We start from the raw sequence: 15,858 nt of genomic DNA, 5'->3' as shown, positions 1-15,858 counted from the left end.
ACCATCCTAGGGCATGTCGGCGGACGTCATCGCGCGCGGGGATGCGCCCCGGCGTAGACCTCACGCAGCGTGTCGATCGTCACCAGCGTGTAGATCTGGGTGGTGACCACGGAGGAGTGCCCGAGCAGTTCCTGCACCACCCGCACGTCCGCCCCACCCTCCAGGAGGTGCGTGGCGTAGGAGTGCCTCAAGGAGTGCGGCGAGACCTCGGCGGTGATCCCGGCGCGCTGGGCGCACTGGACGACGATGGCGTGGGCGGAGCTGCGCGAGAGCCGACGTCCGAGGCGGTTCAGCAGCAGCGCTCCACCTGCCCGCCCCTTGGCGGCCAGCCCGGGCCGGGCCCGCACCAGGTAGGCATCGATGGCCGTCAAGGCGTGCTCCCCCAGCGGCACGACCCGTTCCTTGCCGCCTTTTCCCGTGAGTCTGAGGCCACTGGCAGGTTCCGCCAGGACCGCCTGCACGTCATCCACGTCGAGGTCGGTGATCTCCGAGATCCTGGCCCCGGTGCCGTAGAGCAGTTCCAGCAGCAGCGCGTCCCGCAACCCGATCGGGTCCTGCCGGTCCGGCACGTCGAGCAGCGCCGCCACCTCGGCGACGGTGAGGGCCTTGGGCAGGCGTTGGCCCAGTTTGGGTGGGGCGGTCCGGGATGCCGGGTTGGTCTCGGTGAGGCCCTCCTCGTGGGCGAAACCGTGCAGGTTGCGCACGCTGCTGACGAGCCTGGCCACCGAGGAGGCCTTCATCCCGGCGGCCAGGTCGCGGACGTACTCGCTGATCTCGATCGGGCTGACCTCAGCGAGGTCGTCGATCCCCCGCTCCGCCAGGAAACCGATGTAGCGGGCCAGGTCCCTCCGATAGGCGGCGACGGTGTTGGCCTGCAGCCCCCGTTCGACGGTGACGTGGGCCAGGTACTGTCTGACCGCGTCCTCGGCCGGTCTCACCCGCGCCGGTCCCGGATCGGCCACGGGGCATCGGCGGGACGCAGCGCATCGAGCCTGCCGGCAAGGCGTGCGGTCTCCAACGCCAGGACACCCGAGACCAACGACGGGGACTGGCACCGCCCCGCCAGCACCGCGTCGACGAGCTCGGTCCGGCCCACCCAGGCCGCACTCATGTGGGCCTCCTCGCCCTCCAGCACGAACCCTTCAGGCCGCGACACCGGGTGGGGGCCACGGGCCAGGAAGATCCGCAGGGACTCCTCACAGGCTCCCGGGGTGGAGCAGATGTCCACCAGCACCTCCCAGCGATCGGCAGCCAGTTCGGCCTCCTCCGCGAGCTCCCGTTGTGCCGCGGCGACGAAGGGCTCCCCTGCCAGGTCGAGCAGCCCGGCCGGGATCTCGACCAGCTCCATCCGAACCGGATGGCGGTACTGCCGAACCACCGCGATGGCGTCACGTTCCTCGTCCCAGCACACCACGGCCACGGCACCGGGGTGGGTGAGGAACTGCCGGTTCATGACCTCCCCCGACGGGGTGAGCACCGTCTCGTCGACGAAAGTGGAGACCCGTCCTGCGCCGAGCTCGACGCGGCCGGTCACCTCCCATGCCATCGGACGATCCCACTCCATCCCACGACTCCTTCCCTGTTGCACGACCCTCCAAGGATGCACCGCCGCGGGATGGCGCCGCGACCCGACGCTCAGGAACCGGTGCTGGGAAGTCCGGGGCGAGTGGCGGTGGGGGTGCGGCGAACGGTGTGATGTGTTCCAGCGGGGTGCGGCCGCCCGGCCCGGGACACGGTCGCGGCCTGCGGGGTGTCGGACCCCGCGCTCTGCGGCGTGGTCGATCGGGGTGAGGGCCTGAGGCTCGGTTTCGGGCCCACCCGGAAGCGGAACAGGGCACGCCGGCCGTCGCTGCCGGTCACCACGATGTGGTGCGTGCCCTCGGTGGTGTCGTCGGGGATCCTCGAGCGGATCAGGGCGCTGCCCCTGGCATCGGTACGTGCCGTGCCGAGCCTGACCGGGGTGGAGTACATCTCGACGGTGAGATCGTCGTCGGCCTTGAATCCCTGAACCGCGATCTCGATCTCCCCGCCGGGATGGAAGACCTGGTCGACCGGGGTGGCGGTGACTCCCGGGGCGTCCGGGTCGGGCGTCGCGGTGTCGATCCGTGGGTTCCAGTGCCGGTCCACCACGTCGTCCTCGACGATGCAGGAGACGTCGACGGTGATCTGTCCGGTCGCACTCGTCAGCACCGTCCAGGGTGCCGTGACCTCCAGGGGGAGGGTGAGGCCGAGCCTGCCGTCGGCCGTGCGCCTGCCTTCGTGACCGAGCAGGGAGACCGAACCCGCCGGGGCGAACTCCAGCTCCACGCGTTTGGTGCCTGGCCCACATTCACCGTTCAGCGTGACGGGGGCCCAGCCGTCGCTGTGGCGACCGATGTACCACGTGACTCCCGGCTCTCCCGGGTAGGGATACTCGCTGGGCTCGACCAGCTCGTCAGCCCAGGCCTGGCCGACTGCCAGGGTGGCCGACAGGGAGATGGTGGCGGTGCCCACGAGCAGGCGTTTCAACATCGGGCGGGTCCTTCGACGACGGAATGTCTGGTCAGCACAGACAGTAGTCGAAAGTTAAGGTCCTGGCCAACCTTTCGGCCGACTCAGGCGCAGCCCGGGGCCATGCCGAGTGCCTCCAGTGCGGCATGGGTCTCGGGGACGTCCCAGGCCACCCAGTCGTCGGGGTCTGCGCCGCCAGCCACCGGCAGCACCTCCACGTCCTCCGGGACCTCACGGTAGGCCACGAGATCGAGCAGGCCGACCTCATGATCGAGACCGATCTCGGGAAGCAGGTCCCAGGCCAGGCCGTACAACGCGCCCGGGTTCCGCGGCAGCTTCTTCACCACGGCCCGTAGCATCTCGCCGCTGCGCCGCTGCCGCCCCCGAGCACCTTCGGGGTCCGCGATCCACGCTCCATCACGGAACACCTCTGCCTGACGGCTGCGCACATGCCCCAGCGCAGCACGGCCGTCGAGGAGTTGCGGGCCTGCCGGGAGGTCGATGTGGGCCCAGGGGTCACGACGTGGTTCCGCGAGATCCACCTCGACCCCACCGACGGCGTCCACCAGGGTCACGAAACCACGCAGGTTCACCACGACCAGGTGGTCCACCGGCATCTTCAGGGTGCGACAGATCCCGTCGACGAAGGCCTGCGGCCCCCGCAACCAGGTGGTGGCTGCCCGGTCATAGTGCTGAGGCTCGTACTCGAGCAGCAGGTCACGCGTGATGGAGACTGCGCTGAGCCCCCCGGGGCCGGTCCGGAGCGCCAGGATCACATCGGCTCGGGCCCCCGGATCAGAGCCGGGCTCCCCGAAGTCGACGCTTGCCCCCGGGGCCTGCTCCCGGTCGTCGATCCCGACGACGAGCAGGGTGCGTCCCGCCCCTTCGGAGTGGTGGAGGACGACGTCGATGCGCGAGGCGCGGCGCTCCAGGAAACACAGCGACGCGACGGTGACGAGCGAGATCACCAGTGCCAGCGCCGCCAGGGCAACCACCCATCGCCGAGTGCGGAACCGCCCCGCACGGCTTGGGGCGGGGCGGTCCACAGTGGTCATCGGATCAGGCACCGGTGCGCGGCAGACCGGGGCGGCCAGCCTTCACCGGCTTCCCCGGCTTTCCTGCCTTTCCAGCCGCCTGCCCCTGGGCCTTGCCGGGCTTCGTGGCTTCGGCACCGGGCTTGATCGGCCCGGGTTCAGCACCGCCCTGGCCGGGAGCGGCCGTGGCGGGCCTGACGACCTTCAGGGCGAAGGCCGCGGTGTGGTGGGTGCCACTGACCACGAGGTGGTGGGTGCCCTCGGTGGCATCCTCCGGGATCCGCACCCTGGTCCTGCCCTGTCCCAGCTCATCGGCGGTGAAGGAGCCCAGCACCACGGGGGCGGAGTACATGGTCACGACCAGGTCGTCATGGCCCTGGTATCCGCTGACCTCGAGCTCGACCTCGGCCCCGGGGACGAACTCTCCGTTCACCGCCCTGGCGATGACACTCTGCCCGGTGGCTCCGTTGGTCGGCTTGGTGGTGTCGATCTCCAGGTCATGGGTGATCGTCTTCGTGCTGTAGTTGTAGGAGGCCACGCAGGAGATGTTGACCTTGATGCTGCCGGTGGCGCTCACCAGCACGTTCCATCTCTCGTCGCCCTTGAGGGGCTTCTGGAAACGCAGGGCATCCCCCTCCACGCTGCCCTGGTCACCGGTGACGGGTTTGACGGAGGCGGCTGGACTGACACTGATGACCGCGTGCTTGGCCGCATCACCACAGGACCCGTGGAGGCCCACCGGGGCCCAGCCGTCGACCAGGTTTCCCACCGAGTGGCCGTATGCGGTCCCGTAGGCCTGCGCCTGGGTGACACCGAGGCCGAACAGGAGCGAGGCGGCGGCGATGCTGGCACATGTGCGCTTCAACTTCATGAGAACTCCCCTTCCGTGGAGTCGTTGGATCGTTGAGGGCGTGCCAGTGCGTGAAATCCATTGATGTCGTCCCCCCAGCTCTCCCCCCGTGGCGTCACACTAGCGCAGCATCAAATCCATGATCAACCTTTCGGATGACATGTTTCAGGGTGTGTGTGCGATCCGGTTCCTGGCCCATTCCCGCCGCAACTCGACCAACCCCTCGGGCTGCACGGCCGCGGTGAGCCCCTCCAGCACCGTCACGTCGAACCCCTCCCTGACCGCGTCACGCGCCGTCGCGTCCACGCAGTGGTCGGTGGCGATCCCACACACGTCCACCGCCGTGACCCCCCGGTCACGCAGGAACGCGGCCAAGGGGACTCCCGAATCGGCCTCGGCCCCCTCGAAACCGGAGTAGGCGGCGGTGTGCTGCCCCTTGAGGAAGACCCCGTCCCAGGCGGTGAAGGTCAGATCGGGGTGCAACTCTGCCCCCGGGGTCCCCGCCACGCAGTGCACCGGCCAGGAGTCCACGTAGTCCGGCTGCGTGCTGAAGTGGCTCCCCGGGTCGATGTGGTGATCCCTGGTCGCGACCACCAGGTCGTAACCGTGGTCACCGGCCAGCAGGTCATCGACGGCAGCAGCCACCGCTGCCCCTCCGGCGACGGCGAGGGACCCTCCTTCACAGAAGTCCCGTTGGACGTCAACGACGATCAGTGCACGTGTCATGCATCGAGGCTAACCCTGCGAGGCGAGTTCCAACAGCTCGGTGGCGTGTTCGATGGCCGCCGAGGAGTCGACGGTCCCGCTCATCATCCGCGCCAGCTCCGCGGCCCGGTCCTCCTCACCGAGCGGGGTGACGTCCGAGGTGGTGACCTGTCCCCGGCTCGACTTCGCGATGACGAAGTGCTGGTCCGCGAAGGCGGCGACCTGTGCCAGATGGGTCACCACGATCACCTGCGAGGTGCGCGCCAGCCGCTTGAGACGACGGCCGATCTCCAATCCCACGGCACCACCCACACCGGCGTCCACCTCGTCGAAGACGAAGGTGTGCCCGGGGGTTCCACCCGCCAGCACCACCTCCAGGGCCAACCGGACCCGGGACAGCTCACCCCCGGAGGCGACCTTGCCGAGCGGCCCGGGGGTGGAGCCCGGGTTGGCGGTGAACATCAGTTCCACCCGGTCGGCACCGTGAGGCCCCCGCGGGGCCGCCGTGACCGCGAACTCCAGCCGGGCGTGCTTGAGGGCAAGGGCCTGCAACTCGGCATGGGCCGCCTTCGCCAGTCGCTTCGATGCCGCCACCCGGTCAGCGGTGATCGAGGCCGCGTCCGCCGTCAACGCCCGGTCCAGTTCCGCCACCTGCTCCCGCAGCTCGTCGATGCGCTCATCCGCCCCCTCCAACTCGGCGAGCCGGTCCCGGGACTCCTCGGCCCAGGCGAGGACCTCGTCGATGGTGGTGCCGTACTTGCGGGTCAACTGGCTGAGCTCACCGCGCCGGTCCGCGACGGCGGCCAGACGCACCGGATCGGAGACCAGATCGGCGGTGTAGCTGGCGATGTCCTGCGCGAGGTCGTCGATGACGTATCCCAGGTCGTCCAGCCGGTTGGCCAGATCCTGCGCTGCTGGGTCCTGATCGGCCAGGGTGCGCAAGGTCTTGCGGGCGACACCGACGAGTCCGACCGCGCTCGGCAGCTCGAAGTCCTCCTCCGACCCGCTGAGCGCGGTCTGCACCTGGCTGGCGAGCAGCTTGAGGTGATCCGCATCGGCAAGCCGGAGTGCCTCGGCCGCCAGGTCCTCGTCCTCCCCGGGCCGTGGCCCGACGGTTGCGATCTCATCGAGACCGTGCCTGAGCATGTCCACCTCACGGGCCCGCTCCAGGGCCTCGGTCTCCAGCCGGGTGAGCTCCTCGACCAGACGACGGTGCTCGGCGTAGTTCTCGCGGTACCGCTGCAACGCCTCGGGCCGGGCGTAGTGGTCGAGGATCTCCCGCTGCCGTTCAGGGGACGACAGCCGGACCTGCTCCGACTGGCCGTGGATGGTGGCCAGTTCACCGAGCAGCGAGGCCGCGGCACTGACCGGCACCGCAGCTCCCCCGATGACGGCGCGGGAACGGCCCTGGGCCGTCACCTGACGCACCGAGACCAGCTCCACCCCGTCGTCGAGGCTGCCCCCCAGCTCCTCCACCAGTGTCCTGGTCCCCTCACCGACGTCCCAGCGGCCCTGCACGACGGCGCGGCCCTCACCGGAGCGCACCAACGAGGCATCGGCCCGGGCGCCGAGCAGCAGCCCCAGCCCGGCGACGAGCATGGTCTTGCCCGCCCCGGTCTCCCCCGTGAGGGCGTTGAGCCCGGGCCCGAGGTTCAGGCAGGCATCCGCCACGACCCCGAGCGAGGTCAGTCGTAGTTCCGTCAGCATCCACTCTCCCCCGGTCCCCGTCGCCAACCGTCGACGGGAAGCTTGAACTTGCGCACCAATCGTGTGGTGAAGTGCTGCTCGGACAGGCGCGCGATGTGCAGTGGCTGCGGGCAGGCACTCACCTCGAGACGCTGGCCGAGACTGAACTCACAGCTGCGTCGCCCGTCGCACCAGATCACTCCCTGGGGCACCTGCCCCACCAGATCGAGCTGGACCCGGGAGCTCGGGGACAGCACCATGGGGCGGTTGAACAGGGCGTGGGCGGACAGTGGGACCACCAGCATCGCCTGCACCTGGGGCCACACGACGGGGCCGCCACCGGAGAACGCGTAGGCGGTCGATCCTGTCGGGGTGGCCACGAGGACCCCGTCGCATCCCCACCGGGACAACGGGAGATGATCCACCTGGGCCAGGACGTTGAGCATCTTCTCGCGGGCGAGTTTCTCCAGTGAGGCCTCATTGACGGCGAAGGACTCCCAGACCACGGAGCCATCGGGGTCCTGGACCTGCACCTGGAGCACCAACCGCTGCTCGATGTCATAGTCGCGTTCCACCACGGCCCGGGGCAGGGCACTGAGGTCAGAGGTCTCCAGCTCCGCCAGGAAACCGACGTGGCCGAGGTTCACCCCGAGCAACGGCACCCCCAGAGGATGTGCCCACTCCGCAGCCCGCAGCAGTGTCCCGTCCCCACCGAAGACCACGGCGAGCTCCGCCGTCCGGGAGTCGGTGGCGTGGAGCTCGACCTCTGGCACCTGTTCGGCCAGCCGCTCGACGTCGTCATCGAAGGTGACGAAACTGAACCCGCTCATCCGCCGCATGAACGTGCACGCAGCCTCCAGGGCCTCGGGCCGTTCCGGGTGCAGCAGGACCGCCAACGTTCGTCTCTCCACGCCCCCCAGCCTAGCGCCCGGCGACCTTGACCAGCCGGATGAAGAACTCGATGTTCCCGCCGACCCCCGGCAGCCGACTGACCCCACGCCAGGTGCAGACCCAGCCGAGTTCCGCAGCCGCGGCGACGACCTCCGCCACGGCCTGTTCCCGCAGCCCCTCCTCGCGGACCACACCGTCACGTCCCAACCGCTCCCGACCCACCTCGAACTGTGGTTTGACCAGCAGCAGGGCCACACCCTCGGGATGCAGGGTGGCCAGGATCGGGGCCAGGACGAGTCTCAACGAGATGAAGGAGACGTCGCAGACGACCATGTCCACGACTCCCCCGAGGTGACTCAGGCGCAGGTCCCGCAGGTTGAGCCCTTCATGGACCCGTACCCGCGGGTCGATGCGGATCTCTTCGGCAAGCTGCCCGTGCCCCACGTCGACGGCGTGGACCAGTTCCGCGCCACGCGACAGCACCACCTGGGTGAAACCACCGGTGGAGGCCCCGGCGTCGAGGACCCGTGCCCCCACAGCGGTGCCGGAGTCGTCGAGCGCCCCGAGCAGCTTGTGCGCCGCACGTGAGACCCAGGGGTCCGTCACCACCTGGATCGCCTCCCCGGGTCCGACCTCGGCTGCGGGTTTCGTGACCACCCGGCCTGCCACGCTCACCCGGCCTGCCGTGATGAGCCTGGCCGCCCGGGTCCGGGAGCTGACCAGCCCCCGCGCGATGAGTTCCCGGTCCAACCTCATCGGGAGGTACCGAGCCGGGGCAGACTCGGCTGCGTCACCTCGGGGTTGAGGGCGGTGAGCAGACGCTGGTGGATCTCCTCGACCCGGGCGAGGGCCTCGGGCACCGGCATCGCCTCGAGGTCACCGAGTGCCTGCATCGCCTCGGTGACCTCCTCGATGCGTCGCACTCTCCCGGGCGCCGCAGAACGGGGGGTCGGTGCGGTCATCGCAGCAGGTCCAGGTCGTCCAGCAACGCCTCGATGTCGGCATCACGATGCCATGCGGCGTGCAATGCCGCCCACAACAGGTCCAGCTGCCCCTCCCGGTCGGTGGGCACCGTGCTGGCTCGGGTCTCGGCCCCGATGACCGTCACCTCCGCGGCCCCACACCGGTAACCGTCGCCGATCGGCTGCAGGACACGCGGTGGCGCCAGCAGCGCACCGATGTCGTGGCCGATGTGGGTGGGGCGACCCACGGGTGGGGCGACCAGGAGATCCCGTTTGCCGTGTGCCCCGGTGAAGACGAACAATGAGTCCATCTCGGCGTTGCCCGCCCCGACGATGTCGGTGTCGATGCGATCCCCGACGAAGATCGGATGTCGGGCGTCGAGCCGACGCACCGTCTCGTCGAGGAGTGGCCGGAAGGGCTTGCCGGCCATCTCGGGACGGAAGCCGACACAGGAGGTGATGAGGTCGATCTGGGCACCGCATCCGGGCAGGATGCCCCGTTCGGTGGGACGGGTCTGGTCAGGATTGGTGGCGAACCACTGCGCCCCGCGCTCGATGGCGATGATGCCCAGTTCCAGCAGTACCCACGGCAGTTGCGGGTGGTAGCCCTGGACGACGGCGACGGGCTCGGCCTCCAAGGTGTCGACCGGGGTGAACCCTCCCTCGGCGAGTTGCTCCACCAGGGCATCGGTACCGACGGCCAGGACGTGGGCACCTGCGGGCAGGCGCTCCTGGAGCATCCGCACGGTCGCCTGGGTGGAGTTGACCACATCGTCGGTGCTGGCGTCGATCCCGAGTTCCCGCAGGTGCGCCGCCACGGCCCCGGGGGTGCGGGCCGCATTGTTCGTGACGTAGCCGAGACGTACCCCCTCGTCCCGGATCGCGCTCAGCATCCGGGGCACCCCGTCAATGGCATGGGGGCCGAGGTAGATGACGCCGTCGAGGTCGAACAGGGCCGCGTCGTGGGCGTGGACGAGGGCGTTCACTCGTCCTCCCCGTCGATCTCGGCGAGAAGTTCCGCGATCTCCTCCTCAGGGCTGACCAGCTCGATCACCTCGGTCTCGGTGACGTCCTCCGGGTCCGGTTCAGGGTGTGCCGCCTCCTCGGGCCCCTCCAGGACGAAGTCGTCGGGCAACGTGACCCCGTCGAGAACTGCGATCCGGTCGGACACGTCGAGGAGGCCGTCGGGGTCGAGCCTGGCGGCCGCGTCGAACCATTCCCGGGCCGCCGCCACCTGGCCATCGGCCTCGAGCAGATCGGCATAGGCGTATCGGAGTCGGGCCTGTCCCTGACGCGGACCGATGCGGTGCGAGATGGCGGATCTCAGCAGCCGTAGGGCCTCGCCCCGTTGTCCGAGGTCGCTCCGGATCCCGGCCTCGACGAGCAGGCATTCGATGCGCAACCCCAGGTTCTTGGTGCGGGGGTCAAGGGTGGCGAGCAGGTCGAGGGCCTCACGGTGTCTGCCGAGTGCTCGTTCACAGTCCGCCAGGACCGGGAGCAGCTCATCCCCACCGTTCATCCGACGGATGGCCCTGAACTCGCGCAGTGCGATCTCGTAACGTCCAGAGGCGTAGGCCGCCTCGGCGGTGGCCTCCCTGACCACTGCCAGCCGACCGGCCCGACGTTTCGCCGCCGCGGCATGACGGTACGCGAGGTCGGGGTCCTCGTCGAGCAGGGTGCCCGCGGCCAGCAGATGGGCGGCGATGGTCTCCGCGAGGTCCTTGGGGAGACCTTTCAGCTCAGCACGGACCCCGACCGGCAGCAGCGACTCGTCGAACTCCTTGGGGGTGGGTGGCTCGTCGATCGCCGGGGCAGTCCCGGGGCTCGGGATGCGACGTTCCCTGTCGCGGTCACGTTCCTCGGGGCGACGTGACCGCTCGCCTTGCGGGAATCGTCGCCTGTCGGGAGTGGTTCCCGGGCGGTCGTCACGCCGTTGCCCACCGCGACCACGCTCGCCTCGGTCGTCACGCCGTTGCCCGTCACGGCCTCCAGCTGCGGGTTTGCGGTGGCCGGACCTCGAGAAGTTCCGGGAGCCGCGAGGGCCTGGTCCCTGCGATCCCTTGGCGGGTCCACCGCGTCGTCGACCTCCACCACGCCCTGACGAGCTCCCCTGTTCAACCATGCCGACAATTCTTCCAAACCAGCACGACCAGAGGAAAATTGGCGGCTGGCATCCTTGGAGGGCATGGACATGGATTCAAACGGGGTGATCCTCTACGACGCGGACTGCGGTTTCTGCTCGATGAGCATCCAGGTGGCGACCAGCCGCATGGTGCGGACCAGGATGCGGCCACTGATGGTGCAGCGGGCGGATCTCGGCCGTTGGGGGTTGGACCGCGCGGCCTGTCTGGAGCTGTTGCACGTGGTCGATGCACGCGGTCGGGTCCGGATCGGCAGCGACGCCGTCGCCGCGATCCTGCAGTCCTCCCGCCTGCCGTGGCCGATCGCGGGACTGGTGCTCAGGTCACCGGGGGTGCGACGGCTGTCCCAGTGGGTCTACCGGATCGTGGCACGCAATCGGCACCGACTGCCCGGTGGTACCCCGACGTGCCGACTGGATGTCATGGATTCGTAAGATTTCTGCTCTGGAACACGTCATCACTGCCGGAGCAGACTTCCCAGCATGAAGAAACGTCTTGTCCCCGTCGCTGTGACGGCCCTGATCACCCTCGCCGGTTGCGCTGGTGGATCTTCCGGTGATGCGATGTCCCCCGCCATGACCGATGGCATGAGCCCGTCGGCGATGACGACCCCCTCCGGGGCCATGACCGGGAAGGCGATGTCCTCCTCGTTCATCACCCACGAGGAGTACGAGTCCTCGAGGGAGCGATACACCGACACCACCGTCGTGCTGTTCTTCAACGCGAGGTGGTGCCCCGCTTGCCGCGCCATCACCGAGGAACTGACCACCGACCCCGGCAGGCTTCCCGAGAAGACCACCCTCGTCAGCGTCGACTACGACGAGCACACCGAGCTCCGCCAGCGTCACGGTGTCACGATGCAGCACACGTTCGTCGCCCTCGACGACCAGGGTCAGCAGGTCCGCAGATGGACCAGCACCTCGACAGAGGCCCTGCTGAAGGAGTTGCAGGGCTGAGCCATGCTGGTGACCGCACTTCTTTCCCTCCTGGCGGGCGTCCTCACGGTGCTCGCACCGTGTGTGCTGCCCTTCCTGCCGGTCATCGTGGGTGGCAGTCTGGGCCATGGTTCCCGGCGTCGCCCCTACCTGATCGCCGGCAGTCTCGTCGTCTCCCTGCTGCTGTTCACACTGCTGCTGAAGGCCAGCACCGCCTTCCTGAACATCGACCCCAAGGTCTGGGCGATCGGTTCCGGCTCCCTCGTGGTGTTGCTCGGCCTCGTGATGCTGTTTCCCGGGGTGTGGGCCCGGATCGCTGCTGCTGTGAAGCTCGACAACGCCCATCAGCTGCTCGACAAGGCCCGTGGCCACCGCAGCGAAACCCTCGGCGCCGTCCTGACGGGAGCCGCGTTGGGGCCGGTGTTCAGCAGTTGCTCCCCCACCTACGCCTGGGTGATCGCCACGGTCCTGCCCGCCAGCCCCAGTGTCGGCATGTTCTACCTGGGGGTCTACTGCATCGGCATGGCTGGCGCCCTGTTGGCGATCTCCCTGCTGGGCCGTCGGCTCATCGACCGCCTCGGCTGGGCCGCCAACCCCCGCGGCTGGTTCCAACGGGTCGTCGCGGTGCTGTTCATCATCGTCGGTGTCTTCGTCGCCACCGGCTGGGACAAGCAGTTCCAGGCCTGGGCGGTCGACAAGTTCCCCTCGCTGGTGGCCTTCGAGGAAGGGCTCATCCCCTCGGCCGAGCAGGCGATTCCTCGGCAGGCCGGTGAGGGGGAGCTCCCCAATCCCACTCCTGCCCCGGAACTCCAGGGCATCACGGCGTGGGTGGGCAGCGACCCGCTGACGTTGGCCGAGCTGCGGGGCAAGGTGGTCCTCGTCGACTTCTGGACCTACAGCTGCATCAACTGCGTCCGGACTCAGCCCTATCTCAACGCCTGGTACGACCGCTACCACGATGCAGGTTTCGAGATCATCGGTGTGCATGCGCCCGAGTTCGCCTTCGAGAAGGTGCCGGAGAACGTGGCCAAGGCCGTCGCCGACGCACGGATCAAGTACCCGGTGGCCCTCGACAACGACTTCGCCACGTGGCGGGCCTACAACAACCGCTACTGGCCGGCGAAGTACCTCATCGACGCCGAGGGCCGGGTCCGTTGGGTGCACTTCGGGGAGGGGCACTACGACGAGGCCGAGGCCAAGATCCGTGAACTGCTCGGTGAAGGTGGCGACAAGGCGGTGGTCTCCGACGAGACCCTGCAGCACACGCCGGGTCAGTCACCGGAGACCTATCTCGGAACGGATCGCGCCGCGGGCGACGACTCGGGGTTGCGGGGTGGGGACCACGACTACGGTGCAGCCACCGATCCACGTGAGACCAGCCATTGGACTCTCGGTGGCCCATGGAGTGCCGATGGTGAATCGATCACCGCACTCAGCGACGGCGCCCAACTGCGCTACCGTTTCTCGGGGCAGGAGATGTACCTCGTGATGGACGGCCCTGCCGGGGCGCGGGTCCGGGTCGAGGTGGAGGGCGGGATCGCTCCGGGTGGCGCTGATGTCATCGGGGAGGAGGTCACCATCGACGGCGCGAGGATGTACCGGCTGGTTCGACTGCCGGAGGCCACCGGTGGCACCACGGTCACCCTGACCTTCGACGAGGGCGTGCGTGCCAATGCCTTCACCTTCGGATGACGCCTATGCTGAACGGGTGGCGACCGTTCTTCTGGTGGATGACGACCCGACGGTGCGCGGTGTGGTCAGTGACTACCTGCGCGCCGCGGGGCACACCGTTCTCGAGGTCGGCGACGGGGTCACCGCTCTGTCGAGGGCACAGGGCTGTGACCTCGTCGTCCTGGATCTGATGCTGCCCGGCATCGACGGACACGAGGTGTTCCGGCGGCTGCGTTCCTCCGGGGTCCTGGCCCCGGTCATCATGCTCACCGCGAAGAGCTCCGAGGCCGACCGGGTCCTCGGACTCGAACTCGGCGCGGATGACTACCTGGCCAAGCCGTTCAGTCCTCGTGAACTCGTGCTCCGGGTGGCTGCCGTGCTGAGAAGACAGCGCCCTGTCGCCTCCGACCGTGAGATCCTCACCGACGGCAGCCTGACGCTCGACCTGACCGCCCAGAAGGCCAGTCTCGCCGGGGTGGCACTGAACCTGACCTTTCGCGAGTTCGATCTGCTGGCCCACCTGGTGGGCCACCCCGACCAGGTGTTCTCCCGTGAGGAGCTGATGCGTGCGGTGTGGGGTTGGGAGGTCGGCGACGCCTCGACGGTGACGGTGCACGTGCGCCGCCTGCGAAGCAAGGTCGAGACCGATCCGCAGCACCCCACCCGTCTGGTCACCGTGTGGGGGCGTGGTTACCGATGGGAACCGGCATGACGGAGCATCTGCTGATCGTCGCCTCGGTGACCCTCGCCGTGGGTCTGGCGTGCGCGACCCTGACCTCCGGCGTGGCGCGCCGTTCGGTTCGCTGGGCAGCGCTGCTCAGTCCCGTTGCGGTGGTGGCGACCATCGGGGTTGGTCTGCTCGTGGGCGCGCGACTGATGCTGATCGAATCCGTGCGGGTGCCGTTGCTGCTTCTCGCCGCAACGCTCCCTGCCGCGCTGCTGGCGGGAGTTCTGGTGTCGCTGCGCAGTCAGCGGGTGATCATGACTGCATCGGCTGAGCTGGAACGGGAACGTCGGCAGCGGGAGGTGGAACAGGGCAGACGTGAGCTGATCGCCTGGTTGTCGCACGATCTGCGGACCCCACTGGCCGGGATACGTGCCATGGCCGAGGCCCTCGAGGACGGCATTGCCGCCGACCCTGCCCGGTACCACCGCACCATCGTCTCCGAGGCGGAACGCACGGCGGAGATGGTGGATGACGTGCTGGCCCTGGCGGGGCTGCAGAGCGGCTCGGTGGCGTTGAGCGCGGAGACGGTGGTGATCGGTGACCTGGCCTCGGATCTGGTGGGCCAGCTGGAGCCCCTCGCCCATCAGCGTGGGGTACGGCTGCGGGGGTCCGTGTCAGGAGCCGCGAGTGATGTCATCGGGGATCCTGGTCTGCTGGCCCGCGCCCTGCAGAACATCGTCGGGAACGCGATCGCCTACACCCGCCCGGGCACCGATGTGGTGATGGAGGTGGTCACCGACGACATGGTTCGGATCAGTGTCAGCGACGGCTGCGGCGGAGTGTCCGAGGAGAATCTGGCACAGGTGTTCTCGGCTGGCTGGCGGGGTGATCGGGCCCGAACACCGGGGAACAGCTCCAGCAATGGATTGGGGCTGCCCATCGTGCGCACCATCGTTGCCGCCCACGGCGGACAGGTCACGATGCGCAATCATGACCGAGGCTGCATGGTTGAGGTCGTTCTCCCTCGTTCCCCCCACCTGTGACGTCCCCTCCACGGCCAGCCTCCTTCTTCAGCAGGGTCAGAGTCCGGCTGCAGGGAAGGAGGATCGGGGTCGGGACACAGGTGCTGACGGCGGCATGTCAGGCAGTGGCCTGGATGGACATGGATCGAGGTGCTGTCGTCAACGGTTCACGGACCAATTGGTGTGTCGGCGTTCTGCCGGAGGGCAGGGCTGCCCGGATCGCTGGATGAGCCCTCCCGGGCGTGGAGAACCCGGCCGCTCTCTGCCAGGTCGGGTCGATGATCTCAGGGTCCGTCACGCCGTTGGTGATCTGGTGGTCACCTCCGATGCACGGGGATGTCGCGGACCGATCCCGGCCGCAAGGCACCCCGTGTCGTGTGGGAGGAGGCTCTTGGTCGAGATGCGGTGGGGTTTGGTGTGGTGGGGGTTCACGGCTTCGTGCTGGCCATCAGACGAGCCCCTCCGTCGTGGTGGCTGTCACCCTGGCCGGAAACCTCGGCGATGAACAAGATGACAGGGACCCCACATGGGTTACCACCACTCACCCCCGGACGGGGTTTCGGTATGGACTGCGTCCCGATGCTCACACCCGACACCGACCCTGCCCGACCAACCACCGATCACCATGTCACGGATGCCCCCTCACGAGGAACACCACACCATGCCACGAAACATCACACCCGACACCCACCTTGACCCGCGTCACCACCCCGGGAGGGTTATTCAGGTGGCTTGAAAATAGCATCATGAAACACGTCGCAATTTAAACACAAAGGGGCAGCTCATTCCGATAGGATAAATCTT

At 68.6% G+C, this 15,858-nt stretch carries 17 protein-coding genes; 5 read left to right on the top strand and 12 right to left on the bottom strand.

The features are described 5' to 3' along the window. Window positions 1-26 precede the first annotated feature (26 nt). The 12 genes from EII34_RS08010 to EII34_RS15940 form a co-directional block, all read right to left on the bottom strand. Complete coding sequence (locus EII34_RS08010; RefSeq protein WP_124844640.1) at window positions 27-938, bottom strand: site-specific tyrosine recombinase XerD; 912 nt, start codon at window positions 936-938, stop codon at window positions 27-29. After that, a complete protein-coding gene (locus EII34_RS08005) occupies window positions 935-1,564 on the bottom strand; it encodes an NUDIX domain-containing protein (RefSeq protein ID WP_124844639.1) in 630 nt (209 codons plus the stop codon). Before EII34_RS08005 ends, EII34_RS08010 begins: the two co-directional genes overlap by 4 nt. A 71-nt stretch (window positions 1,565-1,635) precedes the next feature. Next, a complete protein-coding gene (locus EII34_RS08000; protein ID WP_124844638.1) occupies window positions 1,636-2,511 on the bottom strand; it encodes a hypothetical protein in 876 nt (291 codons plus the stop codon). Window positions 2,512-2,594: 83 nt separating this feature from the next. Continuing rightward, window positions 2,595-3,545, bottom strand: a complete 951-nt coding sequence (locus EII34_RS07995; protein WP_124844637.1) for an LCP family protein — start codon at window positions 3,543-3,545, stop codon at window positions 2,595-2,597. A gap of 4 nt (window positions 3,546-3,549) precedes the next feature. After that, window positions 3,550-4,395, bottom strand: coding sequence for a hypothetical protein (locus EII34_RS07990; protein ID WP_124844636.1), 846 nt, complete (start codon window positions 4,393-4,395; stop codon window positions 3,550-3,552). A gap of 144 nt (window positions 4,396-4,539) precedes the next feature. Continuing rightward, window positions 4,540-5,100: an isochorismatase family protein gene (locus EII34_RS07985; RefSeq protein ID WP_124844635.1), complete on the bottom strand. Its 561-nt coding sequence runs from the start codon at window positions 5,098-5,100 to the stop codon at window positions 4,540-4,542. Window positions 5,101-5,109: 9 nt separating this feature from the next. Next, window positions 5,110-6,786, bottom strand: a complete 1,677-nt coding sequence (gene recN / locus EII34_RS07980) for a DNA repair protein RecN (RefSeq protein ID WP_124844634.1) — start codon at window positions 6,784-6,786, stop codon at window positions 5,110-5,112. Beyond that, window positions 6,780-7,676: an NAD kinase gene (locus tag EII34_RS07975; protein ID WP_124844633.1), complete on the bottom strand. Its 897-nt coding sequence runs from the start codon at window positions 7,674-7,676 to the stop codon at window positions 6,780-6,782. The genes recN and EII34_RS07975 overlap by 7 nt, the downstream gene beginning before the upstream one ends. Before the next feature lie 10 nt (window positions 7,677-7,686). Then, window positions 7,687-8,412 carry a TlyA family RNA methyltransferase gene (locus EII34_RS07970; RefSeq protein ID WP_124844632.1) on the bottom strand — a complete coding sequence of 242 codons (726 nt, stop codon included), beginning with the start codon at window positions 8,410-8,412 and terminating at the stop codon, window positions 7,687-7,689. Continuing rightward, window positions 8,409-8,618: a hypothetical protein gene (locus EII34_RS07965; RefSeq protein ID WP_124844631.1), complete on the bottom strand. Its 210-nt coding sequence runs from the start codon at window positions 8,616-8,618 to the stop codon at window positions 8,409-8,411. The genes EII34_RS07970 and EII34_RS07965 overlap by 4 nt, the downstream gene beginning before the upstream one ends. After that, window positions 8,615-9,604, bottom strand: coding sequence for an HAD-IIA family hydrolase (locus tag EII34_RS07960; RefSeq protein ID WP_124844630.1), 990 nt, complete (start codon window positions 9,602-9,604; stop codon window positions 8,615-8,617). Before EII34_RS07960 ends, EII34_RS07965 begins: the two co-directional genes overlap by 4 nt. Further along, window positions 9,601-10,740 carry a tetratricopeptide repeat protein gene (locus tag EII34_RS15940; RefSeq protein WP_185711236.1) on the bottom strand — a complete coding sequence of 380 codons (1,140 nt, stop codon included), beginning with the start codon at window positions 10,738-10,740 and terminating at the stop codon, window positions 9,601-9,603. The genes EII34_RS07960 and EII34_RS15940 overlap by 4 nt, the downstream gene beginning before the upstream one ends. A 63-nt stretch (window positions 10,741-10,803) precedes the next feature. Between EII34_RS15940 and EII34_RS07950 the strand changes: the two genes are divergently transcribed. From EII34_RS07950 to EII34_RS07930, 5 genes are read left to right on the top strand one after another with little or no spacing between them, the layout of a single operon-like run. Continuing rightward, window positions 10,804-11,193, top strand: a complete 390-nt coding sequence (locus tag EII34_RS07950) for a thiol-disulfide oxidoreductase DCC family protein (RefSeq protein ID WP_221620238.1) — start codon at window positions 10,804-10,806, stop codon at window positions 11,191-11,193. A gap of 48 nt (window positions 11,194-11,241) precedes the next feature. Beyond that, the gene (locus EII34_RS07945; RefSeq protein WP_124844629.1) at window positions 11,242-11,715 is read left to right on the top strand and encodes a thioredoxin family protein; all 474 of its coding nucleotides are present in this window, start codon (window positions 11,242-11,244) and stop codon (window positions 11,713-11,715) included. A gap of 3 nt (window positions 11,716-11,718) precedes the next feature. Beyond that, window positions 11,719-13,386, top strand: coding sequence for a cytochrome c biogenesis protein DipZ (locus EII34_RS07940; RefSeq protein WP_124844628.1), 1,668 nt, complete (start codon window positions 11,719-11,721; stop codon window positions 13,384-13,386). A 16-nt stretch (window positions 13,387-13,402) separates the two neighbouring features. Next, entirely contained in the window at window positions 13,403-14,077 is a 675-nt protein-coding gene (locus EII34_RS07935) for a response regulator transcription factor (RefSeq protein ID WP_260425089.1), read from the top strand. Then, entirely contained in the window at window positions 14,074-15,075 is a 1,002-nt protein-coding gene (locus tag EII34_RS07930; protein WP_124844626.1) for a sensor histidine kinase, read from the top strand. Before EII34_RS07935 ends, EII34_RS07930 begins: the two co-directional genes overlap by 4 nt. The last annotated feature ends 783 nt before the right edge of the window (window positions 15,076-15,858 follow it).

Origin of the sequence: Arachnia propionica (assembly GCF_003859805.1) — a bacterium.
Taxonomy (GTDB): Bacteria; Actinomycetota; Actinomycetes; order Propionibacteriales; family Propionibacteriaceae; genus Arachnia; species Arachnia propionica_C.
The sequence above is the reverse complement of the archived record's forward strand: the minus strand, read 5'-3'. Positions and strand labels throughout refer to the sequence as shown.

Coding starts and splice junctions, on each gene's coding strand:
- EII34_RS08005 (WP_124844639.1), bottom strand. CDS start 1,564: ATGGAGTGGGATCGTCCGATGGCATGGGAGGTGACCGGCCGCGTCGAG.
- EII34_RS08000 (WP_124844638.1), bottom strand. CDS start 2,511: ATGTTGAAACGCCTGCTCGTGGGCACCGCCACCATCTCCCTGTCGGCC.
- EII34_RS07995 (WP_124844637.1), bottom strand. CDS start 3,545: ATGACCACTGTGGACCGCCCCGCCCCAAGCCGTGCGGGGCGGTTCCGC.
- EII34_RS07990 (WP_124844636.1), bottom strand. CDS start 4,395: ATGAAGTTGAAGCGCACATGTGCCAGCATCGCCGCCGCCTCGCTCCTG.
- EII34_RS07985 (WP_124844635.1), bottom strand. CDS start 5,100: ATGACACGTGCACTGATCGTCGTTGACGTCCAACGGGACTTCTGTGAA.
- recN (WP_124844634.1), bottom strand. CDS start 6,786: ATGCTGACGGAACTACGACTGACCTCGCTCGGGGTCGTGGCGGATGCC.
- EII34_RS07970 (WP_124844632.1), bottom strand. CDS start 8,412: ATGAGGTTGGACCGGGAACTCATCGCGCGGGGGCTGGTCAGCTCCCGG.
- EII34_RS07965 (WP_124844631.1), bottom strand. CDS start 8,618: ATGACCGCACCGACCCCCCGTTCTGCGGCGCCCGGGAGAGTGCGACGC.
- EII34_RS15940 (WP_185711236.1), bottom strand. CDS start 10,740: ATGGTTGAACAGGGGAGCTCGTCAGGGCGTGGTGGAGGTCGACGACGC.
- EII34_RS07950 (WP_221620238.1), top strand. CDS start 10,804: ATGGACATGGATTCAAACGGGGTGATCCTCTACGACGCGGACTGCGGT.
- EII34_RS07945 (WP_124844629.1), top strand. CDS start 11,242: ATGAAGAAACGTCTTGTCCCCGTCGCTGTGACGGCCCTGATCACCCTC.
- EII34_RS07940 (WP_124844628.1), top strand. CDS start 11,719: ATGCTGGTGACCGCACTTCTTTCCCTCCTGGCGGGCGTCCTCACGGTG.
- EII34_RS07930 (WP_124844626.1), top strand. CDS start 14,074: ATGACGGAGCATCTGCTGATCGTCGCCTCGGTGACCCTCGCCGTGGGT.